The organism is Fulvivirga imtechensis AK7, assembly GCF_000331535.1.
Taxonomy (GTDB): domain Bacteria; phylum Bacteroidota; class Bacteroidia; order Cytophagales; family Cyclobacteriaceae; genus Fulvivirga; species Fulvivirga imtechensis.
The window spans coordinates 146,143-165,011 of the sequence record NZ_AMZN01000006.1 but is presented as its reverse complement, the minus strand read 5'-3'; the positions used below and the strand labels follow the sequence as shown (position 1 = coordinate 165,011).

Annotated in this window: 11 protein-coding genes; 2 read left to right on the top strand and 9 right to left on the bottom strand. The window is 40.7% G+C overall.

What is annotated here, in order from left to right; all coding sequences use genetic code 11:
- Window positions 1–28 precede the first annotated feature (28 nt).
- Together C900_RS02520 and C900_RS02515 are read right to left on the bottom strand one after the other, a co-directional pair.
- Window positions 29–934 (bottom strand): PLP-dependent cysteine synthase family protein, encoded by a 906-nt coding sequence (locus C900_RS02520; RefSeq protein ID WP_009577987.1) that lies wholly within the window; start codon window positions 932–934, stop codon window positions 29–31.
- A complete protein-coding gene (locus tag C900_RS02515; protein WP_040495308.1) occupies window positions 931–1,422 on the bottom strand; it encodes a MarR family winged helix-turn-helix transcriptional regulator in 492 nt (163 codons plus the stop codon). The genes C900_RS02520 and C900_RS02515 overlap by 4 nt, the downstream gene beginning before the upstream one ends.
- Window positions 1,423–1,853: 431 nt before the next feature.
- On the opposite strand from C900_RS02515, the gene C900_RS02510 reads away from it, so the two are divergent.
- On the top strand, window positions 1,854–2,996 hold the full coding sequence (locus C900_RS02510) for a saccharopine dehydrogenase family protein (RefSeq protein WP_009577984.1): 1,143 nt from the start codon (window positions 1,854–1,856) through the stop codon (window positions 2,994–2,996).
- Between the two features lie 76 nt (window positions 2,997–3,072).
- On the opposite strand, the gene C900_RS02505 is transcribed toward C900_RS02510, so the two are convergent.
- Window positions 3,073–3,744: a hypothetical protein gene (locus C900_RS02505; protein ID WP_009577983.1), complete on the bottom strand. Its 672-nt coding sequence runs from the start codon at window positions 3,742–3,744 to the stop codon at window positions 3,073–3,075.
- 167 nt (window positions 3,745–3,911) lie between these two features.
- On the opposite strand from C900_RS02505, the gene C900_RS02500 reads away from it, so the two are divergent.
- On the top strand, window positions 3,912–5,051 hold the full coding sequence (locus C900_RS02500; protein ID WP_040495304.1) for a hypothetical protein: 1,140 nt from the start codon (window positions 3,912–3,914) through the stop codon (window positions 5,049–5,051).
- Between the two features lie 159 nt (window positions 5,052–5,210).
- Here the strand turns inward: C900_RS02500 and C900_RS02495 are convergent, their stop codons facing one another.
- The 6 genes from C900_RS02495 to C900_RS02465 all read right to left on the bottom strand — a co-directional run bounded on the left by C900_RS02495 (window position 5,211) and on the right by C900_RS02465 (window position 18,851).
- On the bottom strand, window positions 5,211–5,657 hold the full coding sequence (locus tag C900_RS02495; RefSeq protein WP_009577980.1) for a lipocalin-like domain-containing protein: 447 nt from the start codon (window positions 5,655–5,657) through the stop codon (window positions 5,211–5,213).
- 56 nt (window positions 5,658–5,713) lie between these two features.
- Window positions 5,714–6,181, bottom strand: a complete 468-nt coding sequence (locus C900_RS02490) for a hypothetical protein (protein ID WP_009577979.1) — start codon at window positions 6,179–6,181, stop codon at window positions 5,714–5,716.
- 629 nt (window positions 6,182–6,810) lie between these two features.
- Window positions 6,811–7,266, bottom strand: a complete 456-nt coding sequence (locus C900_RS02480; RefSeq protein WP_040495301.1) for a hypothetical protein — start codon at window positions 7,264–7,266, stop codon at window positions 6,811–6,813.
- A 143-nt stretch (window positions 7,267–7,409) separates the two neighbouring features.
- Complete coding sequence (locus tag C900_RS02475) at window positions 7,410–7,994, bottom strand: hypothetical protein (RefSeq protein ID WP_040495299.1); 585 nt, start codon at window positions 7,992–7,994, stop codon at window positions 7,410–7,412.
- Entirely contained in the window at window positions 7,994–13,354 is a 5,361-nt protein-coding gene (locus C900_RS02470; RefSeq protein ID WP_009577975.1) for an RHS repeat-associated core domain-containing protein, read from the bottom strand. The genes C900_RS02475 and C900_RS02470 overlap by 1 nt, the downstream gene beginning before the upstream one ends.
- A gap of 25 nt (window positions 13,355–13,379) precedes the next feature.
- The gene (locus C900_RS02465; protein ID WP_009577974.1) at window positions 13,380–18,851 is read right to left on the bottom strand and encodes a hypothetical protein; all 5,472 of its coding nucleotides are present in this window, start codon (window positions 18,849–18,851) and stop codon (window positions 13,380–13,382) included.
- Between the last annotated feature and the right edge of the window lie 18 nt (window positions 18,852–18,869).

The following is an 18,869-nucleotide window of genomic DNA, read 5'->3' as shown; positions in this document are numbered from 1 at the left end:
AGATAATGAGCAGTCTACAGTCTACAGTCTACCTGTAAAGATCTCCATGAAGATACCTCAATCCGGAATCAACAACAATGGTTACGATCTTTTTTCCTGCGCCTATGATCCTGGCGCGTTGCATTGCGGCCCATACATTGGCTCCTGAAGTGATGCCACCGAATATTCCTTCCATCCTTGCCAGCTTTCTGGCGGTATCGTAGGCATGTTGATCAGTAACAGCAATTATCTCATCGGCAAGATCCAACCTGCATATAGCAGGAACAAAACCTGCCCCAATCCCTTCCAGCTTATGCTTTCCGGTGGTATCGCCACCTGATAGTGCCCGTACCTGGTTTGGCTCAATAGCAATACACCTGATGCCGGGAATTTCCTTTTTGAGCACCTCCGAATTGCCTGAAAAGCAGGCTCCTGTACCCACTCCCATGATGAATTCATCTATTCCGGCGCCTAGTACATCCATGATCTCCCTGGCCATATGATGGTAGGCATTTCTATTGTCTACATTGTTAAACTGATCCGTCCAGAAAGTATTGGGCGATCGGCTTAGTTCCCTGGCTCGGGCCACCATATTATCGATCAACTTAGCAGTTATTGCTCCATTACCACTCGGTATCAGTTCCAGCTCGGCTCCAAATGCACGCATGGTTTGGAGTTTTTCTTCAGCAAAAGCATCGGAAGATACAAAATGGGCTTTGTAACCTTTCATAGCGCATACCATAGCCAGTGAGCTGCCCGTGCTTCCTCCGGTATACTCCACTACCCTGCCGCCATTACGCAACTCTCCCCTTCGTTCGGCTCCTTCGATCATGGATAAAGCCATCCTGTCTTTCATACTGCCTGTGGGATTACCAGCCTCATATTTCACATATATTTCGGCACAGCCCGGCTCCGACAACTTTTCTAATTTGATCAGTGGCGTGTTTCCTATCATTTTTCCTGGCATTTAAGGTTTGTAAGTATTCTTTCGTTGAAGCTTTTGTGTTGCAGTTGCTGTTCGAGTGACTCTAGCTCAGCTAAAAACTGCTCATTATCCTGAAGCATTTGCCGGATTGATAACTGTCCGGCACTCCATATCGTTTCAAACATGGGCAACAGATCAACTGCTTTTTTAGAAAGCCGCAATTGCCGTTTTCTATTATCATGACCATCCTGAACTATATCTATGTAACCCCTTTTCTTCATCTTATTGATGATCTTAACTACTGCAGGCTGTGACAGTTGGAAGGCTTCAGCCATTTCAGACATGGTTCTTGTTTTGTGATCCTTCAGAATCAGGAATACAAAGTGCCAGTTGGGCTCAATATCAATGTTTTTGATCCTATAAACATCTCTGATGCTATAGAGCATATTGTCACTCAGCCGCTTGAGTCTCGCGATCATGCCCAAGTGGCCTAATTCTTTTAAATAATCGTTCTTCATTTTAAATACTTAACTAGTTAAGTAAATATAAAAAATAACTTAACCAGTTAAGCGTTTTTGCAAGAAAATTTCTTCCATGAGCCGTCATTTCTGACGTCCTTGTGTAATTCCTGACGTAGTCCTTCCCCTTTTCGTCATTCCTGACGCAGCGAAGCGGAGATCAGGAATCTCCCTGATGCCTGACACCGCATGAGGCCAGGCGCCTATCTTTGTTCGGAAGTATCCAACACTAAATTTATACGTTTAATTGAGGCTCTATTTGATTTGAATTGGTTATCTTCAACCTGTGACGACAGCAACTTCTTTTCGCATCATTTCCGACTCAAGCAAAATGCCCTGGGTATTAATTCCAGGTCTGTAGAAGTACCCCAACTTCTTCCGTCCATGGCCTGTAGAGGGCTCTGAATTCATCTTTCACTTAACATAAAAACATGAGCAATATAATAGTACTTGGATCGGGCATGGTCGGCAGCGCCATTGCCCTCGATCTGTCTAAAAAACATGAAGTAACAGTCACCGATCTTAATACTGATGCTTTAAGAAAGATTAGTACCAAAAACAATTCGATAAATACCCAAGCATTAGATGTAACCGATAAAAATGCACTCACACGACTGTTGGCCCCTTTCGACCTGGTGGTGTGTGCTATACCTGGCTTTTTGGGGTACAATACCCTGAAGCAGATTATCCTAGCCGGGAAAAATGTCATTGACATTTCATTCTTTCCTGAAAATGCGCTGGAGTTGGATGCCCTGGCTAAAGAAAATGGAGTTACTGCCATTGTCGACTGCGGTGTGGCCCCCGGAATGGACAACCTCATATTAGGACATGAGAATGAATTACTGGAGCTTACAGATTTCGAATGTCTCGTAGGTGGACTTCCGAAAATAAAAAAATGGCCGTTTTTTTATAAAGCTCCCTTTTCTCCTATAGATGTCATCGAGGAATACACCAGACCTGCCCGATACGTTGAAAATGGCAATGAAATAGTAAAACCCGCGCTTTCTGATGTAGAATTTATACAATTCAATGAAATAGGAACATTGGAAGCCTTTAATTCCGATGGATTGAGATCTATTATTCATACCATGCCTCATATTCCCAACATGAAGGAAAAAACACTCCGCTATCCCGGACATGTCGACCACATTTTGGCCTTAAGAGAAGCCGGCTTTTTCGATACCAAAAAGATTAGGATAAACAATGATACTGAGCTCTCTCCTCTTGATTTTACTTCCAAAATTCTCTTTAAGGAATGGAAATTAGGGGAAACTGAACCTGAGTTCACCATTATGCGCGTTACTGTAGAGGGCAAAGATGTGACAGGCAAAAGGAAGAAGGTAATATACAGTCTGTATGATGAATACGATCCCCATACACGAACCTCTTCCATGGCCAGAACAACCGGGTATACCGCGACAGCAGCAGCCAATATGGTTTTGGAAGGCTTATTTACCGACAAAGGAGTTTTTCCACCGGAGCTGGTTGGTAAGCATGAGGCATGCTTTAGCTATATACTCAACTACCTCAAAGAAAGGAATGTTGTGTATAAAAAGCATGAAAGCCAGTTATAAACCGAAAAATTTAGTTGAACTAAATAACCTATTATGTCACTAAAACGAACGGAATATATTATAATGCGCAGAAGATTTACTCAAGACATTCACATGTACAATTGAATTTTTCAAATGTCACTTTTCGATAGACAAGGTAATTGCTAATATCAAAATCCTGAAGGGACACGTTTGGTTTGCATTCCAGAGGGGGATCACAATCTCCAGCACATTGAGCAGAGTATTGATCACATTGCCCTTGCGCTTTTTTCATTACGTTGTCAAAAAGCTCCTTTTCATTCGCAATTATTCCCCAGTCACTTACAGGCCCGAGATCAGTTGCTACAGGCTGAATCATGCATGATGGTCCACCACGATGTTCAAGAGAAGGTGCAGTTGCAGTTTTATATATGGAATAACCAAGTAAAGCCAATGCTAACACCATGATTGTCGCCGCAGCGCCCACGCCTGCTGCTGAACCTCCCCAAGGTAATCTGAAAAACATTTTATCCCACATTTGTAGGATCATTTTTGAGGCTGTTTCTATTACTCCGGAGACAGGCCTTCCTCCCCTTGCCCATTTTAATATGTCACCCAACACTCTCCAAGCTTGTCGCCAGGTAGGTCGCCTTCTTAACCATCCTTCAAGAATTTTTATAAAACCAGCCAATTTAGCCCTTACGGCCGGGTCTCGGTGTGCTTCCATTGTTTCACGAAGGAGATCTATTAGCTGTTGAATATCTGTGGGATCAAACGGGAACCTGAACATAGCAGTCATTTTTTAATGTCAATTTAGGTGTACTAAACGATAAATGAAATACCCAAGCTGCGGTATTTTTTGGTATAAATAGAGAGATTGACAAACCGAAAATTAAATTGACGATTAAGCAAATTAAACTTGCCAATACTATAAATTGCAGCTAACTTAATATTTACATGAAGCCGCTTGCACAAAACCTTTTGTCTATACGTTGTGCCAGGCTACTCATTGTCATGTTATCAACGGCAGCAATAGTCTCCGCTTGCAGTGATGATGACACCCCAACCAATACTACCATTAACAATCCTCTGGCCAATCCAGAAGATGGACCACCCGCAGGAAACCCTGATGGCAAATATCCGATCCCAATGGAAGCAGGACTGGCGGACATCACCAATCCCGACCAGGTGATTGGTAATGGCACCCCCGAGAGTTGCACGGGCCAATTGGTAGTAGAGGCCATTGCACAAGGTGGTAAGATTGTATTTAACTGTGGTGAGGAGCCTTTAACAATTATATTACCGGAAACCGCGAAGATATTTAATGACGCTAACAATGAAGTTGTTATTGACGGTGGTGGCCTGATAACACTGAGTGGTGGTGGCGTAAGAAGAATACTCTACATGAATACCTGCGATCCAGACCAAAACTGGACCACCTCGCACTGCCAGGACCAGGATCATCCAAGACTCACCGTTCAGAATATCACATTTGCAAATGGAAACTCCTCTTCAGAAACAGAGTACACAGGTGGTGGGGCTATCTGGGCACGAGGCGGACAGTTGAAGGTAGTCAACTGCCGTTTTTTCAACAACATTTGTGCTTCCACAGGCCCTGATCTCGGTGGTGGCGCCATACGGGTTTTTGATCAATACCAGGACCGGCCCGTATATGTTGTCAACAGCACTTTCGGAGGTGCAGAGGGATACGGCAACTCAGGCTCCAATGGTGGTGCAATCAGCAGTATCGGAGTTTCATGGACCATTATCAATTCGCTATTTTCGCATAACAGCGCGGTCGGTAATGGTGGTAATCCTGCCGAGGCCGGTACACCGGGAGGTGGCAGCGGTGGCGCTATCTACAATGATGGCAATGAAATGACTCTCAGGATACTTGGTTCGATAATTGAAGAAAACGAAGTCAATGCCTATGGGGCAGCCATTTTCTTCGTTTCCAACAATCATACCGGCAATATTGTCATTGACCAATCCATTATCCGTAACAACAAGGGAGGTTCATGGTATCCTGTTTATCCGGATATTTCGATGCATGAGGATACGGATATTTCGGTTACTGACTCGGAGATTGTGGATTGAATACCTAATTTGTCCCCCCACTGGCCATATTTGATCTCCTCTGAGGCCATGTATTGTCTCAGGCTATTAATCATGGCTACAAAAAAGTAACACACAACGTCCAACTTTCCCTTGAGTTTATCGAAAGAAATGTAACAATAACAATATGAGAATAAGGTCTTAATTCCTCGTATATGTCAACACAACATCACAGCCGCTATCCTCCTCTAAATTGGTTATAACCAGTGTATCCCCCGATAATGTAAATGTTACGGACGTGCAGTCTGCGTCATGATCATCGCAAATAGTTATGGTATCGCCAGATACTGTGTATTTTCCGGTAGTGGTGGTGATATCTCCCGAATCAGTATAAACGTCTTCATATGTACCATCGCTATTAACTGTTAAAACCAGGCAAAAATCCGGGCAATCTAACGTAACGGTGCCGTTATCATCAGCACTGGTACAATTTACTCTTTCAACACCTAAGGCCGTCCAGGTTCCGATAAGCAATTTTTCAGTAGATACCTCATCATCATCATCATCATTCTTGCAACCTAAAGTGGTAACAGCTACTAATAATACCAATAACATTCCCCAAAGGGATCTTCTTTTTAAAAAATTCATGTTTCTAAAGTTTATTAAAAAATCAATTTATATATATGTACCCGATTACGAGAAAATCATTTGGAACGAAATTCCAGCATTATTCCTGAAGCAGATATAACCAAGCGATCCTCCTCTAGAGTTTGAATAACACCTTCGAAAAGCACATGGTCTAAGGTATAATCCTTGTCGTCCTTTTTATGCAAAGCCTTAACCTCCAGGCCTCCCCCCTCATTAATAAATCTCCATGTTCCAGCTATGCTTACCGGATCAATACAACATCCCTCGTCTACACAATCAGGGTCTTCTGTTATTTCGCCGTGATCAAGTTCAAATTTGCCATCTGCAAAAAATATATACTTGTTATCCATCGACTGTGGACTTGTGGCTTTACAGGACAAGTGCTTCCCTTCAGGAGACTTTGCTGCCAGATACCAACTCTTCTGGCTTCCGTTTGTTAAAAGTGACGAATCGCTTTGAATGCTGTTATCTTCACTTGTAAAACAAAACCAGAGTGCCACTAATAAAATAGAAAGTGTTTTCATAGTTATAATGATAGTTAGTCATTTGTAGATATTGTAGATATTCCTTTATAAAGACTTGTTCAATTCTAAAAGATATTTAAGGCCAATGAGTAATACGTCAATATTTCGCATACCAGTTGTTTTTTAAGCGTTCGAGTTTTTCTAAATTATTTTTTCCCCCCGTAACAGATAATCTTATTAAGTTTGGTCTAGCCATTATTTGATTTAGATTTATGTACACATTGGTATCTTGATCTACCTGCAAATAAGTGATATTGTATCTTAGGAATTTCTTTGTCAACTCCTTGTATAAAACCGTGTCAGGATAGTCTTGCTTTCTACACCGTTTCAAAACCAAATGCAGATCTGCCTTTTTTACCTCACCGGTGGAAGCATCTACAGTCATTATAATAGGACTATCACATTCACCAATTAGTGTACTTACGAAATAGAGTAAGTCGCCATTCTCATTTTGGCTTTCTGTAGTGGATAGCAGTGTCAATAAATTCATCAAACTTTTCATCTCCATACTTTTCGATAAAGGCAAGTTTATCAATGCTTTTGCTGCAACCAATCAGATTAAGCATCAGAAATAAATAAAAAGGATTCTTGAACCCACACATTGCACTGTACTAGTTTGAAACAGAAAGTTACCTATTAGGCTTCGTGGGATCGAATACATAACTATACCGAGGATACGATTCTATATACAAATAAATCTTTGAATGCATGAAGTTCCCTAGCTGATGAATGAATTCAAACAAAGTGGCTGCCTCTCTATCACTTAAGTGAAGAACGGAATCTGTATAAAACTCCATCTCATTAACTGCATTGAAATAATAATACAACTTACAAGTTCGCAAATCAATAATCACTTCTTTACTTTCGTCACTAAGAAAGGTTTCAAAACCAACTGTCGATGGCAAATCCATTTCCTGACCAGCAAAAAAGTACTTCACGTTATATTTTTTGGTCTTAAGTAGTTTTAGAAGAGCATTTTGCTTGTCCAAATCTGCACTAGCTACTCTTATTTCGAGAACAATGTCATCTCCCTCCATGTCTCCAATAATCTCAGCCCATTTCTCAGATATAGTTATTTCACTCATAATCCTCTTCCAAGATCTCCAACATCGCTGATTCAAACAGCAGATAAATGAATTAGTCCTTCAAACACCTTTACACAATCGCAATAAAAGACCATTAGCAACAAAATTCCTTTGGACTCATTTACTATCCTGCCTCCTTAAATCTAATTGGGAAGATTAACCCAATTGGACCTAGCCATTATTGTTTCCCCATTGTCTCGAGATAAGTAAGAATAGTAAAGCCTAATTTTACGATCCGATCTGTTAATCTTAAGATTATGTATATCTATTCCCTCAACTTTAAAATTAGCATCTTTACCTTCATCAATCTGTTTTGTTGCTTTCCAGTCTAGCATGCAATTAACCTCTTTAAAATCTTTTTCATAGGGAAAATTACTTTCAACTGATAACAGCTTCATTTCTCCATCTTCGTTTTCAACAATTACCTGATTAAACCTAAACTGCCTCATTAGTTCATTAATGTTTATTGAGTTGGAACTTAAAAAATCCTGCAATACATTATTGTCTTTCCAGTAAAAACATTCTGTAGTAAAAGCCTTATGATCTAACGTTACGTCATGAGTTTGTGATGCCGAAAATTTTAAAAGCAAATTGACATAAATAGTATCTACAGAGTTTATTGACACTTCCATTGAAATGTCTGCTGGTATATTGTTGAATTCAGCGTCCTTCCTCTCTGAGCAACTGATTACAATTATTAAAATGCAAAGTACTATTTGTAAAGTCATTATCGTTTAATTGTCACTCTATTCCAATAATCTCGGGTGTAAGCCTTGAATGCCGCATTGGTTCGAATCCAAGAAGGTCTATTCCTTTGATAGGTTATAGCACCTTGCTCGCTCCATTCCCGCGCTCGCTCATAGCTTGAAAAACCTACTTGTTCAATGCCACTATTAATCATTGTTAATGTGGTTATAAAATGACGCTTTTCGTGTTCAAGTGAGTTTCGCACATTATACACATTCCCTAATATTACATTACCTTGTGATGTGCTATAACGGATTTCAAATGCAAAATCTTCAATTGCCTTCGGCTTGAGCATCACTTCACTTCCACTCGTCTTAATTAACTTTTTCGTATCCATTGTAAAGCCTTGATTAAGAGACTCTTTAATTCTGACAGCATAAGGCCACGCAAAATCAACAAATGCAAATTGTGATAGAACATAATTTTTAAGTTGACTTTCTGTTCCTATCCAAATGTTATTAGCCACAATTTGTGTTGAATTTTCCTTTAACTGACTCAAAGATTGAATGGGTTCAGAATATCCATCATTAACTAAGTAAACATTTCCATTGTTAATTCCATTATCGTACACTATTTCACCCTTAGAATTGATCCCTTGATCCCAAAATCCACCATCATAGTCCACCCCATTTGCTGGATTGTTTCCCATACCTACATAAGGACTTACAAACTGCCTGTAAGGATCTGTTGTAAGCCACCTACCAATGACAGGATCATACATCCTGAGCTCAAAACTGTTCCATCCGGTCTCTTCATCTTCCTCTGAGAATTGCCCTTGATATCCGTAACGGAAATCCTCTCGCGTTATTTCCCTGCCCTCCATAGCAAGCCCAAAAGGATAATAATCAGAACCTGCAACAATGTTTCCATAGGTATGAGTCACCTTCAAATCATCAAAATAAACATCAACGTTTTCCTGAGCGTCATGTGTTACGTTAATATATGCAAATCCTGGTTGAGTCACTTCTATTTCAAGATATAGTTTCTCATGCGTTTTATCAATATTTAATGGATCTATTGCTGCCGCGTCTGAAATCTGAATAAAGTCCAATTGCCCATGCACTGGATTTTGGTTGTGATCCAGAAAATGATAATTCAGAAAAGCTTCAGGAACATCAATATCAGATGTAGCACCTATTAAAGCTGAAACATTATTTAATCTGTCTGTTATAAGAGCACCCCCACCTTCAACAGACGTTTGTGTATAGGCCGGGTTATGTATTCCACCCATTAAGTAAGCAAGCAAAGCAGTCGCTCCAATTCCCTCATCTCTTCGTAGGTCCAGGTATTTCACATATACTTCTACTTCAATTTTATCTCCGGGGGAAACTTCAAGTAATATACCGGGCCCCTCGGTGATATTGTGATAGCCATTTAATCTGACAACTTCGTTAGGATCGTTGATCGTATATTCAATCCCATCTTCTATTACCACAGAAGGGGTATGATTTATTCTATCTGCTGTAGATATTCGCTGAATATTTTCAAAGTTACCATCTATGGCCATATCCTCATTATTCTCCCTCTCGGTCTCCATTGTGGCTAAATATTCTACAGAGATATCCTCACCAATAACAGCTCTTACGTTACCCAGATGATCACTAAGTTCGTACAAATGTTGGTGTATTGTTGCCTGAGGTTTGTAAAGACCAATACGCCCGGATCCGTAGATAGGTATCTCAGTCTGTTTTGCAGGGTCGTCAGTCTCCAGGTCTTGCTCGTAAAGGCTCAGCAATGATCCCGAAGGATCTCGCACATACCAGGTGCGTTGCTTTTGCAGTCCGTCCTCGTAAGATATTTTTGATACCCTGAAGCCACGATCATCATAAGTAAAGGTTACTACCGGATCGGTATATATGCCTGTGGCTTCGTCATAGCTTTTATATGATCCCATCAATTTACCCGATACATCGTACTGCTGGTACAGCTCTCCATCAGTGTTCTGTTGCCTGGTCATCTGGCCAATGTCGTTATACTCATAGCCTCTGAAGGGCTGGCTGGCATCAGTAACATCAGTCAACTGATTGGTATGTTCTTTATAGTGGTAAACAAACTGCGCTATGCCCGCTCCCTGCTCCGCTTTGCGGTTCAGTTGCCTGATATTTCCATTGAGGTCATACTCCGAAATGGCGACTTTAAAGGCTTCAGTAGGATCAGCAACAAAGCCAAAACCAGAAGTTGTTGGCATGGCATTACCCCACCTGGCTTCCTGCAACTGGTTCCTTTTGTCATAAGTGTATACATAACCTCTCATCTGTCCATTGTCTACAGGGCTGAACCAGCTCTGAGCTCGGATGTTACCAGTAAACTGTTGCGCCACACCACTACCGCTCAGACTAACAGTGCCTAAAGCAGCACTACGGTAGTCGTTATTGTAATAATCCAGCGTCATACCGAACACATCGGCCTGAAAATCATTGGTGATGCCATCTTCACCCGGATCCTGATCAGGATTACCGCTATTGATGCCTTTCAGGGCTCCGTCAGCGGTATATATATAATCTATTCCCTGCAACTGGTCGGCCAGCTCTACACGCTTCAAAGGCCCATGCAGGTAGTAGTCGTATAATGCCTGCTGCTTCAACACTTCAGGATTGGTCAACTCTCCAAAATGGTCGTACACCAGGGGTTCGGTGGCTGTATATATCCTGCTGAGCCTGCCATCAGTATCGTAGTCGTAATAATGATAAAAGTCCGTCCCCGCATTACCTCTCTGATAGGCCACCTCTCGTACATCACCCGTAGGCCCATATCTGTAGTCTGCAATTTTGATACCCAGTCCCACAATATCCTGTACCAACCACTCGATACTCCCCTGCTCATCATAGCTGTACCATATGGTGGTATTTTCATTTTTAGAATAAGAAACCGCCCCATGAACAAATCGCTGTTTCCGATCTACCGGAAGATCAGGGTCAGGCAAATCATAATAGGTATATATTACATCAGTGCGTATCCCCAGGTCCTTTGAAAGCCCGCCATCCACGCTGACATCCTCCAGGATCGCACGCATTTGCTGGCTGTTAAACCTGATACCATCAAATACCGGAGTATATTCTCCCGATTCCACGGGGCGTCCAGTTTTGTCATAATGAGTGTAAGAATATTTTTCCTCCTTTCGCTGCTCGCTATTTTGTGAAAAGCGTATGCTGCCATCTTTACGGTAAACAAATTCAGTTCTTCCCGCATCTGTTTCCTGAGTAGCGATCAACTGCCCTTTTACATCGTACGAGTAGGATGTTTTGTCCACTTCATCAAAATTCACTCCGCTGTTATACTGTTGCCATCCATTTGGTGACAGACTTACGATCAACTGATTGAGATTGTTGTAAAACTGGTAACTTCTAGTCACAGGAGTGGTTTGGTTGGCCAGGTACAGCGAAATAATGCCGTTTCCCGCGATATCCTGGTAAGTTATGGAAGTATATCCCTGTCCATCAGTATTCACGGTTTTGAAGAAATTGCCTTCATAAACCGTTGGCCTTTTTAGTCCCAGCTCATTTTCACGAATAGCCAGGTAGTCGTCAAGATATGAATCACCATTATCCACCTCCTCTTTATCTGTTTCCCCTGTATGCCCCCCTCCGATACGAAAAACGTCTCCTGGCTTCGAAATACTTTTTATGTCTTCAGTACCATCATGATGAAACACGGTTCTTGTATAGGGATAGCTTGTAGTTGCCACTAGTGGCTCATTCAACTTTTCATCAGCACTTTCTCCATTATTGTCACTGTAGTACCACCCCAAGGTGCCTTCTTCAGTGCTACCAACCGGCTCAGGAGAAACCTCTTTTGCTCCATCAAATTTCTTATAGTCATATTTTGTATTGTTAGCGTCAGTCACAAATTTTTCTTTAAATTCAAATCTGACTTTGGCCCCTATTTGAACATTGTCTCCACACTCATCCACAGTTTCCTCAAAAGTACCGGATTTAACGGGAGCCGTTAATGTGTTGATGACTGTCCTTCCTTGACCATCATAGAGCACCTCTGAGGCCAACAAGACGTCCTTGGTCAAATTCTTGTATTGAGATTGAGTAGCCCTACCCCGGTCATCAAAATATTGTCTGCTTTGTCTTAAGATTCTCCCATATTCATCATATGAAGTAGTTTGAATGAAATTTTTATTGGGATCAAGTTCAGAGTCATCTATGACAGGTTCATTATAATCTAAAATTAATTCCGCCCCCTTGCTTAAGACAATTCCTGGCTTTATGATAAATCCCTTTTTGCTCGTAACTGTGGCTGCAAAATGCTCAAGTGCCGGCTCTCCTGGAACAATGGGTTTATCAAGAAAATCAGAAAGATCTTCAGGAAGAGTTATAAGGCAATTGTCCTCAATTGTTAAATCGTGTCCTCCAACAAAAACGCTCATAGGATTAATAACCGGACATTCCTCTCTTCCTCCCTTTCTGCTTGCTTCAACTCTATAGCTTCCTAGCTCCGCGTTCATTACGAGTTGCTTGCTGGTCAGGCTTATGTCTTCGCCTCCGTCATGTGACAAATCATAGTGATAGTCAAAATCAGTAACTCCGGATACTCCAATCGTGTAGCTATTATCTTTTTCCACTTCATAGCCCTCCGAATGAACTGTTAAACCGGGGCCTGTTAAAGACAAGCTCGATGAATTTGGATTGTCCTGATAGCACGTGGGCTTGATGGAAATAGTAGAGGAAGGACCGGATTTCCACTCGTTACAAAGATTGTATACTTCAGTTGTTATCGTGTAATCACCTATTTGTTTGGCTTTTGGACTAATTGATATTGTGTTTGTTCCAGTAGCATCGCCATCCAATTGCCCATTGATATACCACCTGATTTTGTTCACATCATAGTCGTAATTACTTGCTTTTTGGTATGTCAGCGGAAAGTTAATTAAACTCTGTTCATCTTTTGTTGTTCTTACAGCCGTGCCTGACAAGCTCCCTCCCGGACTTATAGACTTTCTGGTAATTTTATAGGTGTAAAGCAGCGTCCAGGCTTCAAAATCACAATTACAGAATGTACCACCTGATCTCATGCGCCTATAATAGATATCAAAGAGTACAACACCTTCGCCCTGAGCATTCCACTCCACATCTAACCTAACTCTATGCGGACCGGGAGTGTTATCCAACCTGACCGCTTCAGCGGATTTAACTATTTGTGTATCGCCAGAATATTCTAATTTTACCTGGGTCCCCTTGCTACAGCATTTGTTAGACCTTCCGGCTTTAGGATCCTGCTGAAGGTAACTTGACGATGAATTAGCAGGACAGACAAATTCCTCATACTGCTGAGCAAAATTGCTGTTACACAACAGCAGAAAAGTTGCGCAAATTAATAAGTATTTTATTTTCATTTCCTTTCTCTTAAAAGGTTAAGAATTATTCTTTTTCCCCGTAGTTGTAAATGATCTCACTAAGTGTTTTATCTGCTTTAAAGCTTTCCTTACCTTGACCGAAATCGAAATTCAACATTTCTCTACTAGTTCGAACCAGCCTTCCTAGTGCATCATATTCAAAATGAGTATAAAAGTTATTCTGATCCAATATATAGCTAAGCTCACCAGTCACGGGATCATATACGTAGGATGTTACTACCGCACTGACTGGATTGACTCGGAAGTCATCAAAGTAAACACTCCTGGAAGAGAGATTCCTGCACCCTATATAAACCTCATCGGCACCTTTGGGATCTATAATTGCTTCAAGCAAGTACCAATTTTTAGATTTGTTCTTGTTAACATTCGGGTGCGATATATACTCCTGGCCATTTACCTTGTAGTAAAGCTGAATTTTAGAAATCTGGTCATCTGTTTCACTTTCACCAGGCATATACACCCAAACGCTGGCCTTATACATTTTGGAAAGATCCGCACTTTGCCCCAGGTGATAATTGAATCCCTCTGTATTGAACGCAACCTGAAGACTATATTTCCCAGTATGGCTTCTGGCTGTGGTAGCAATGCCCTCTCCGCTGTTTACACCTCCCTCCTTTGTGCTAAAAGATAAATTTTCAGCACCTGAGTAGCCAATTTCATCATACGATCCATTAGCAACAGAGATTAGAACCTTTTCATATAATGGATCCATTCTTACTGCAGCATAATTATTGTTGATGTCGGTAGCTTCAAGAGAATGAGAATTCATATCATACAAAGTGATCTCCGCTTGCTTTTCCCATTCAATATTTGACGATAAATTCTCATAATTGAAAGAGTTCGATACAAAATGATCAACAGGATAGGTTCCGTCAGGATTTGATGGCCAATCTCCATTCCATACAAAAGAAGCTTGCTTTCTCCAAATATCATTTTCGCCGATTTCCTCAACTACTTTGATGCCATTACTCCAGGTCTGAACGGTTGCTGAAACGAGACCAATTGGTTTGTGATTTGCCCTCTCCACTTTAAACATATTTCTGCCGGCAGATTGGATCAGCATGTTTTTGCCTCCATAGATGGCCAATCCCATTGCCTCATATTTTCTATAAGCAGGTTGTTCTTCAGTCATATAGTAGTTGCCGTAGCTATCCTTTGTGAGTATCTTAACAACCTGACCAGAATAGAAATCAAAAGCCAGGTTTTCACTGGAAGTAACTATTCCTGTTTTATAGTTAATATTCGTCTGCCCTATTTGAATAGAAGGATATTCTTCCTTTTGAGTGACAACCCCGAGCAAGTGATATGCATTTGTTTTAAAAGCAAATGGAAGGTTATCATATTTTACCTGCTTTTTATACTCTTGCCTTAAAAATCTGGCTTCTGAAAAATTCTCATGAACCACACCTTGTTGCTTATAGGCATCCAGCTTACTCTCATACACTTCCTTATTGGCATCATACAATTGATTGTCACCCTCGTACCCCTGGGCAAGGAGTTCTTCTTCAATACCATCAGAAAGGTAATGGTTTATTGTTTCACTGACCTTGTTGTTCCCCGCATCATAAAGTGTAATCGTTTTTAAATTACCTACTCTTGTAGTATAATCTTTGACAGTAACATGCCTTGTTCTTACAGTATCATATGGTGGTATTTCACGGGTTTCATCTCCATCCAAAATTCCTTCAAGGGCAGTTAATTCTTCATTGGAATAATCAATCCCAACCATTCCTTTATTAAATACCTCAAAACTATATACCGTGGAATTAGGAATTTCGACACCATTTGCTACTTCAGAAACCTCGACTTCTTGGTAAACAATTCCCGGAGCAGGTGCTTCCGCGGCATTAGCAAGTAATTCTTCAAAGGTTCCCCAAACAAGCTTTTGGTATTGTTTATTCAGATCGGACTTCTTTTTTTGATAGTCAACTAGTCTATCATCATTGTAATAATCATTCTTTGGGAAACTTAGATCGAGATATTGACCCATCTTATAAGGCTCAAAGGATGTCACACCATTTCTATAGTCATAGATGGTGCTGTGTGAATCGATGAGTGAATTAATTGCAATCTTTTTAACCCGAAGCCCTCCGCCTGCATTATTCAGGTCGGTCCTAAAAGAAATGTTAGCCCCAAGCAGATCGACATCCCCAGAATAGTCTACTTCGTGATACTCGTTTCCGCAATCGGGGTGGCCCGGTCCTGATTCTTGGACAGTTCCTTTGTCTAAAGTAATTATGTTGTAAAGTTGTGGATTCTTAATTGTAATAAAATCCACTCCAGCATCAATAACTTCTTCATTCTTAAAGTCGAATAAATCGGAATCAAAACTATAAAAACCTGTATTTCCACAGGAAAGATTATCATAATACCATCCATCAACATAGGGATATGCCACCACTCCTAATATATCTATGTATTTAATCTTGCTTAAGTCTATTGCGCTTTGACCAAGATGAACCTTAACTTGTCCGCTACTTAAAGGCTCTAGTTCGGTAACTTTAAGGTTATAAGCCTTGTAAAGCGGAGATTGCTTGTAAGTATCAGATTCATAACTCAAGGAGATCGAAGAACCCATACTTGTATTAATACCTCTTAACGACCAGGCATCACTTGCTTTACTGGATACAAATGATACCATTCTTCCAAGATTCTCATCTTGCTCTACCACATCTATGTCTACATCTGGTTTATATAGACCCCAAATATCATACTGTTCCTGATTATACGGTGGATTTTTAGTTTTACTTATGGAGACGTTTTCAATAAATGAAGTTGTAGGACTACCATTTAAATACTTGAGTCTAAATCGTGGGTCAGATATGGTACTTTCGTATCTCGTAATAACTGCATAGTAAGTTTTATTCTGATGACCAAACTTAATAATATCCCCCTCTGACAATATATGTGACTTATCGACAACAATCTCTCCGCTCAAATCGGCTGTACCAGATTCATCTATATCATATTCAAATGACATTGGAGGTACCAACGAAACACCTGACTTGCCATTAAACTGCAGGCCCTTCAAAGTCAGTTTTCCTTTTAAATAAGTATTCCTGCTGCCGTCAAGATAGTTATCTCCGTTGGGGTCAAAACTATTGGACGTCTGTGGCGCCAAAGAATAATCATGTGTGAATACAATACTTCTTAATGATCTTTCTGTCAGTTGAATATTTTCCTCATCATGGACATCCAATACATTGTCACCAAAATGATGCACGAGCGATGATTGATAGTTATAATTCTGAGCTTTTGCTTCCACCTGATCGATACCATTCAATTCAGAATTTTTACACAGTAATATCTTATCGAGACGCAACGTAGATACAGGTAAATCTATTTGCATTTCATCACTTAACCCTTCACACCTGGAGTCACATTGACAATCTTCATAGCCATCTCTATCACAATCCAGTTCACAATCATCCCTGCATTGATCATATTCGGATGATCTTAATTTGTAATGTCCTCCGTTTCGATTAACCACTCCTTTTCCATCAGCACGTATTTCCTTGACAAAAAAAGCTGTATGAGATTTTGTGTAGATTTTATTCAAATAGTAAACCTCCTTTTTCCCGTATGAATAATTCTCAAAATTTTGATCAAGATCTCTATGAGTACCAATAGATGGAGTTCTCCACTGATAGTTATCGGACCAAAGTCCGTAATCAAAAGCAACCCAATAGCCCCAATCATATTCATTAAGAATACCATCAGGCTCACCTGAAGGCCCTCTGTCAACAAAATCCGGACCCGTTATAGCCGTTAAATACCATGTATAGGCATATCTCTCCGGCTTTTTAAATTCATTAAAAGTTCTTCCATCTTCTCTTGTAATATTTTGAGAGCGCATGTATTCACCATAGCTGGCAGCAGGTAGAGAAAAGTGATATTTAATACCGCTTTCATTAGTTATAATAAAGCCACCAATCTGATCATCGGGCCAATCTCCCCTTTTGAATCCAGGAGAGCTTGTTTCAATAAAGCCGTTATCTAGAACCTCTTGCTCTTTATCTGTAATTTGTCTATGGGTAAACCACCTGATATTTTTGGACCCGGCTAAATGATTCTCCTTGTAACCATCGTCACCTTTCTCTCCAGTCTTAACCTCTCCATCGAAATTATAATCTAAGGGATCTGCGGTGTTTTGCTTATTTATAATCTCGGAGGACCTATATAAATGACGATTCGAAAAGTCATTAATAAATCTGAACTCCACCTTTTCTTCATTATAACCAAGGGGATATGAAACCATATAGTCTCGTCTCTCAGTAGCATTATCATCATCAAAGTCCTTTATATCAAATTTATTTCTTTTAAGAAGGTGCCTTTTGAATAAATATGGACGCATACCACCTACAACTCCCTGAGCATGCACAAAATAATCATCATAATTCACCAAAGAACCACCCAAAACCTCATTGGCATCAGCATTTTCTATAATTCCCCCCTCTAAAGTGGGATCAAGTAGAGAATATGTATCATAGTCTCTCGTATCGAGCCAGGATTTATCGGTTTCAAAATTTGGGTAATATAAAGCTCCATTAGTATAAAGGTTCTCGGTCTCATCTATCCAGTATCTACGATAGTTATAACCTAAATTCAACCAAACCCCATAAAAAACCGGTATTGGAACTGTGAGCCCCCAAGCATTCTGGCTCAAATTTCCACTTTTACTGTTATGTCTACTTATGCTGGCTCCACCCACGCTCAAGGATGGCTTTACCCCGCTTCCGGTCGAAATAGACGTACCCATTACATTAACACCGGCTGTTCCTCCAACATTTACAGATTCAAAATTTGTTGAAACCGACAACCCGGCGGACAGACTGGCAGTACTATTTTCAGAAGATCGGATTCCAACGCCAATTCCGGCACTGGCATAGCTGCCTCCGTATGGACTTGTTCCAACAGTTACGCCTACATCAAATGGAGAATTCGCTAAGCTGGCTCCGGCCCCAAGTCTAACTCCAAAACCCATTCCGAGATACGTATCATGTGAAAAGGAAACCCCACCATTCATTGATGCCGGTGTACCAGGGATACCAACAGAAACTCCGACTGAATGAGTTTTCCTTTCCCCTCCTTCCCAATAGAATCTTGATGTATTATTTACATGAAAATGATCATCAGCATAGCCATTTACATTTCTTGTAATAGCGCCAGGATTTACAGACCAACCTAAACCAGTCCAGGAAGCATCTTCATTAGTCTGTATTCCAGCATGATAGGATAGTGACAAGGGATAGCCACCAGACGGTCCAGGCACCTCAAGCAACGGAATATTGTAAGCCAGATCACCGGAAGCCAGGTTCACCATATCCGTAGTATCCACAGGTTCAAAACTGGTAGCCTCAGGTGCGGTTGGTCCAGCCGTCAGCGCATAAGATACAGTAGGCGCCACCGCAGAAAAAATTGTATGTACAGCCAGAAAAACGGCCATTCCTTTCATCAACTTTCTTTTTCGAATCATAACTGATCTGTTTTGTTG

Excerpts from the sequence above, each read along its gene's own strand:
- C900_RS02520 (WP_009577987.1), bottom strand. The coding sequence starts at position 934 with ATGATAGGAAACACGCCACTGATCAAATTAGAAAAGTTGTCGGAGCCG.
- C900_RS02515 (WP_040495308.1), bottom strand. The coding sequence starts at position 1,422 with ATGAAGAACGATTATTTAAAAGAATTAGGCCACTTGGGCATGATCGCG.
- C900_RS02510 (WP_009577984.1), top strand. The coding sequence starts at position 1,854 with ATGAGCAATATAATAGTACTTGGATCGGGCATGGTCGGCAGCGCCATT.
- C900_RS02505 (WP_009577983.1), bottom strand. The coding sequence starts at position 3,744 with ATGTTCAGGTTCCCGTTTGATCCCACAGATATTCAACAGCTAATAGAT.
- C900_RS02500 (WP_040495304.1), top strand. The coding sequence starts at position 3,912 with ATGAAGCCGCTTGCACAAAACCTTTTGTCTATACGTTGTGCCAGGCTA.
- C900_RS02495 (WP_009577980.1), bottom strand. The coding sequence starts at position 5,657 with ATGAATTTTTTAAAAAGAAGATCCCTTTGGGGAATGTTATTGGTATTA.
- C900_RS02490 (WP_009577979.1), bottom strand. The coding sequence starts at position 6,181 with ATGAAAACACTTTCTATTTTATTAGTGGCACTCTGGTTTTGTTTTACA.
- C900_RS02480 (WP_040495301.1), bottom strand. The coding sequence starts at position 7,266 with ATGAGTGAAATAACTATATCTGAGAAATGGGCTGAGATTATTGGAGAC.
- C900_RS02475 (WP_040495299.1), bottom strand. The coding sequence starts at position 7,994 with ATGACTTTACAAATAGTACTTTGCATTTTAATAATTGTAATCAGTTGC.
- C900_RS02470 (WP_009577975.1), bottom strand. The coding sequence starts at position 13,354 with ATGAAAATAAAATACTTATTAATTTGCGCAACTTTTCTGCTGTTGTGT.
- C900_RS02465 (WP_009577974.1), bottom strand. The coding sequence starts at position 18,851 with ATGATTCGAAAAAGAAAGTTGATGAAAGGAATGGCCGTTTTTCTGGCT.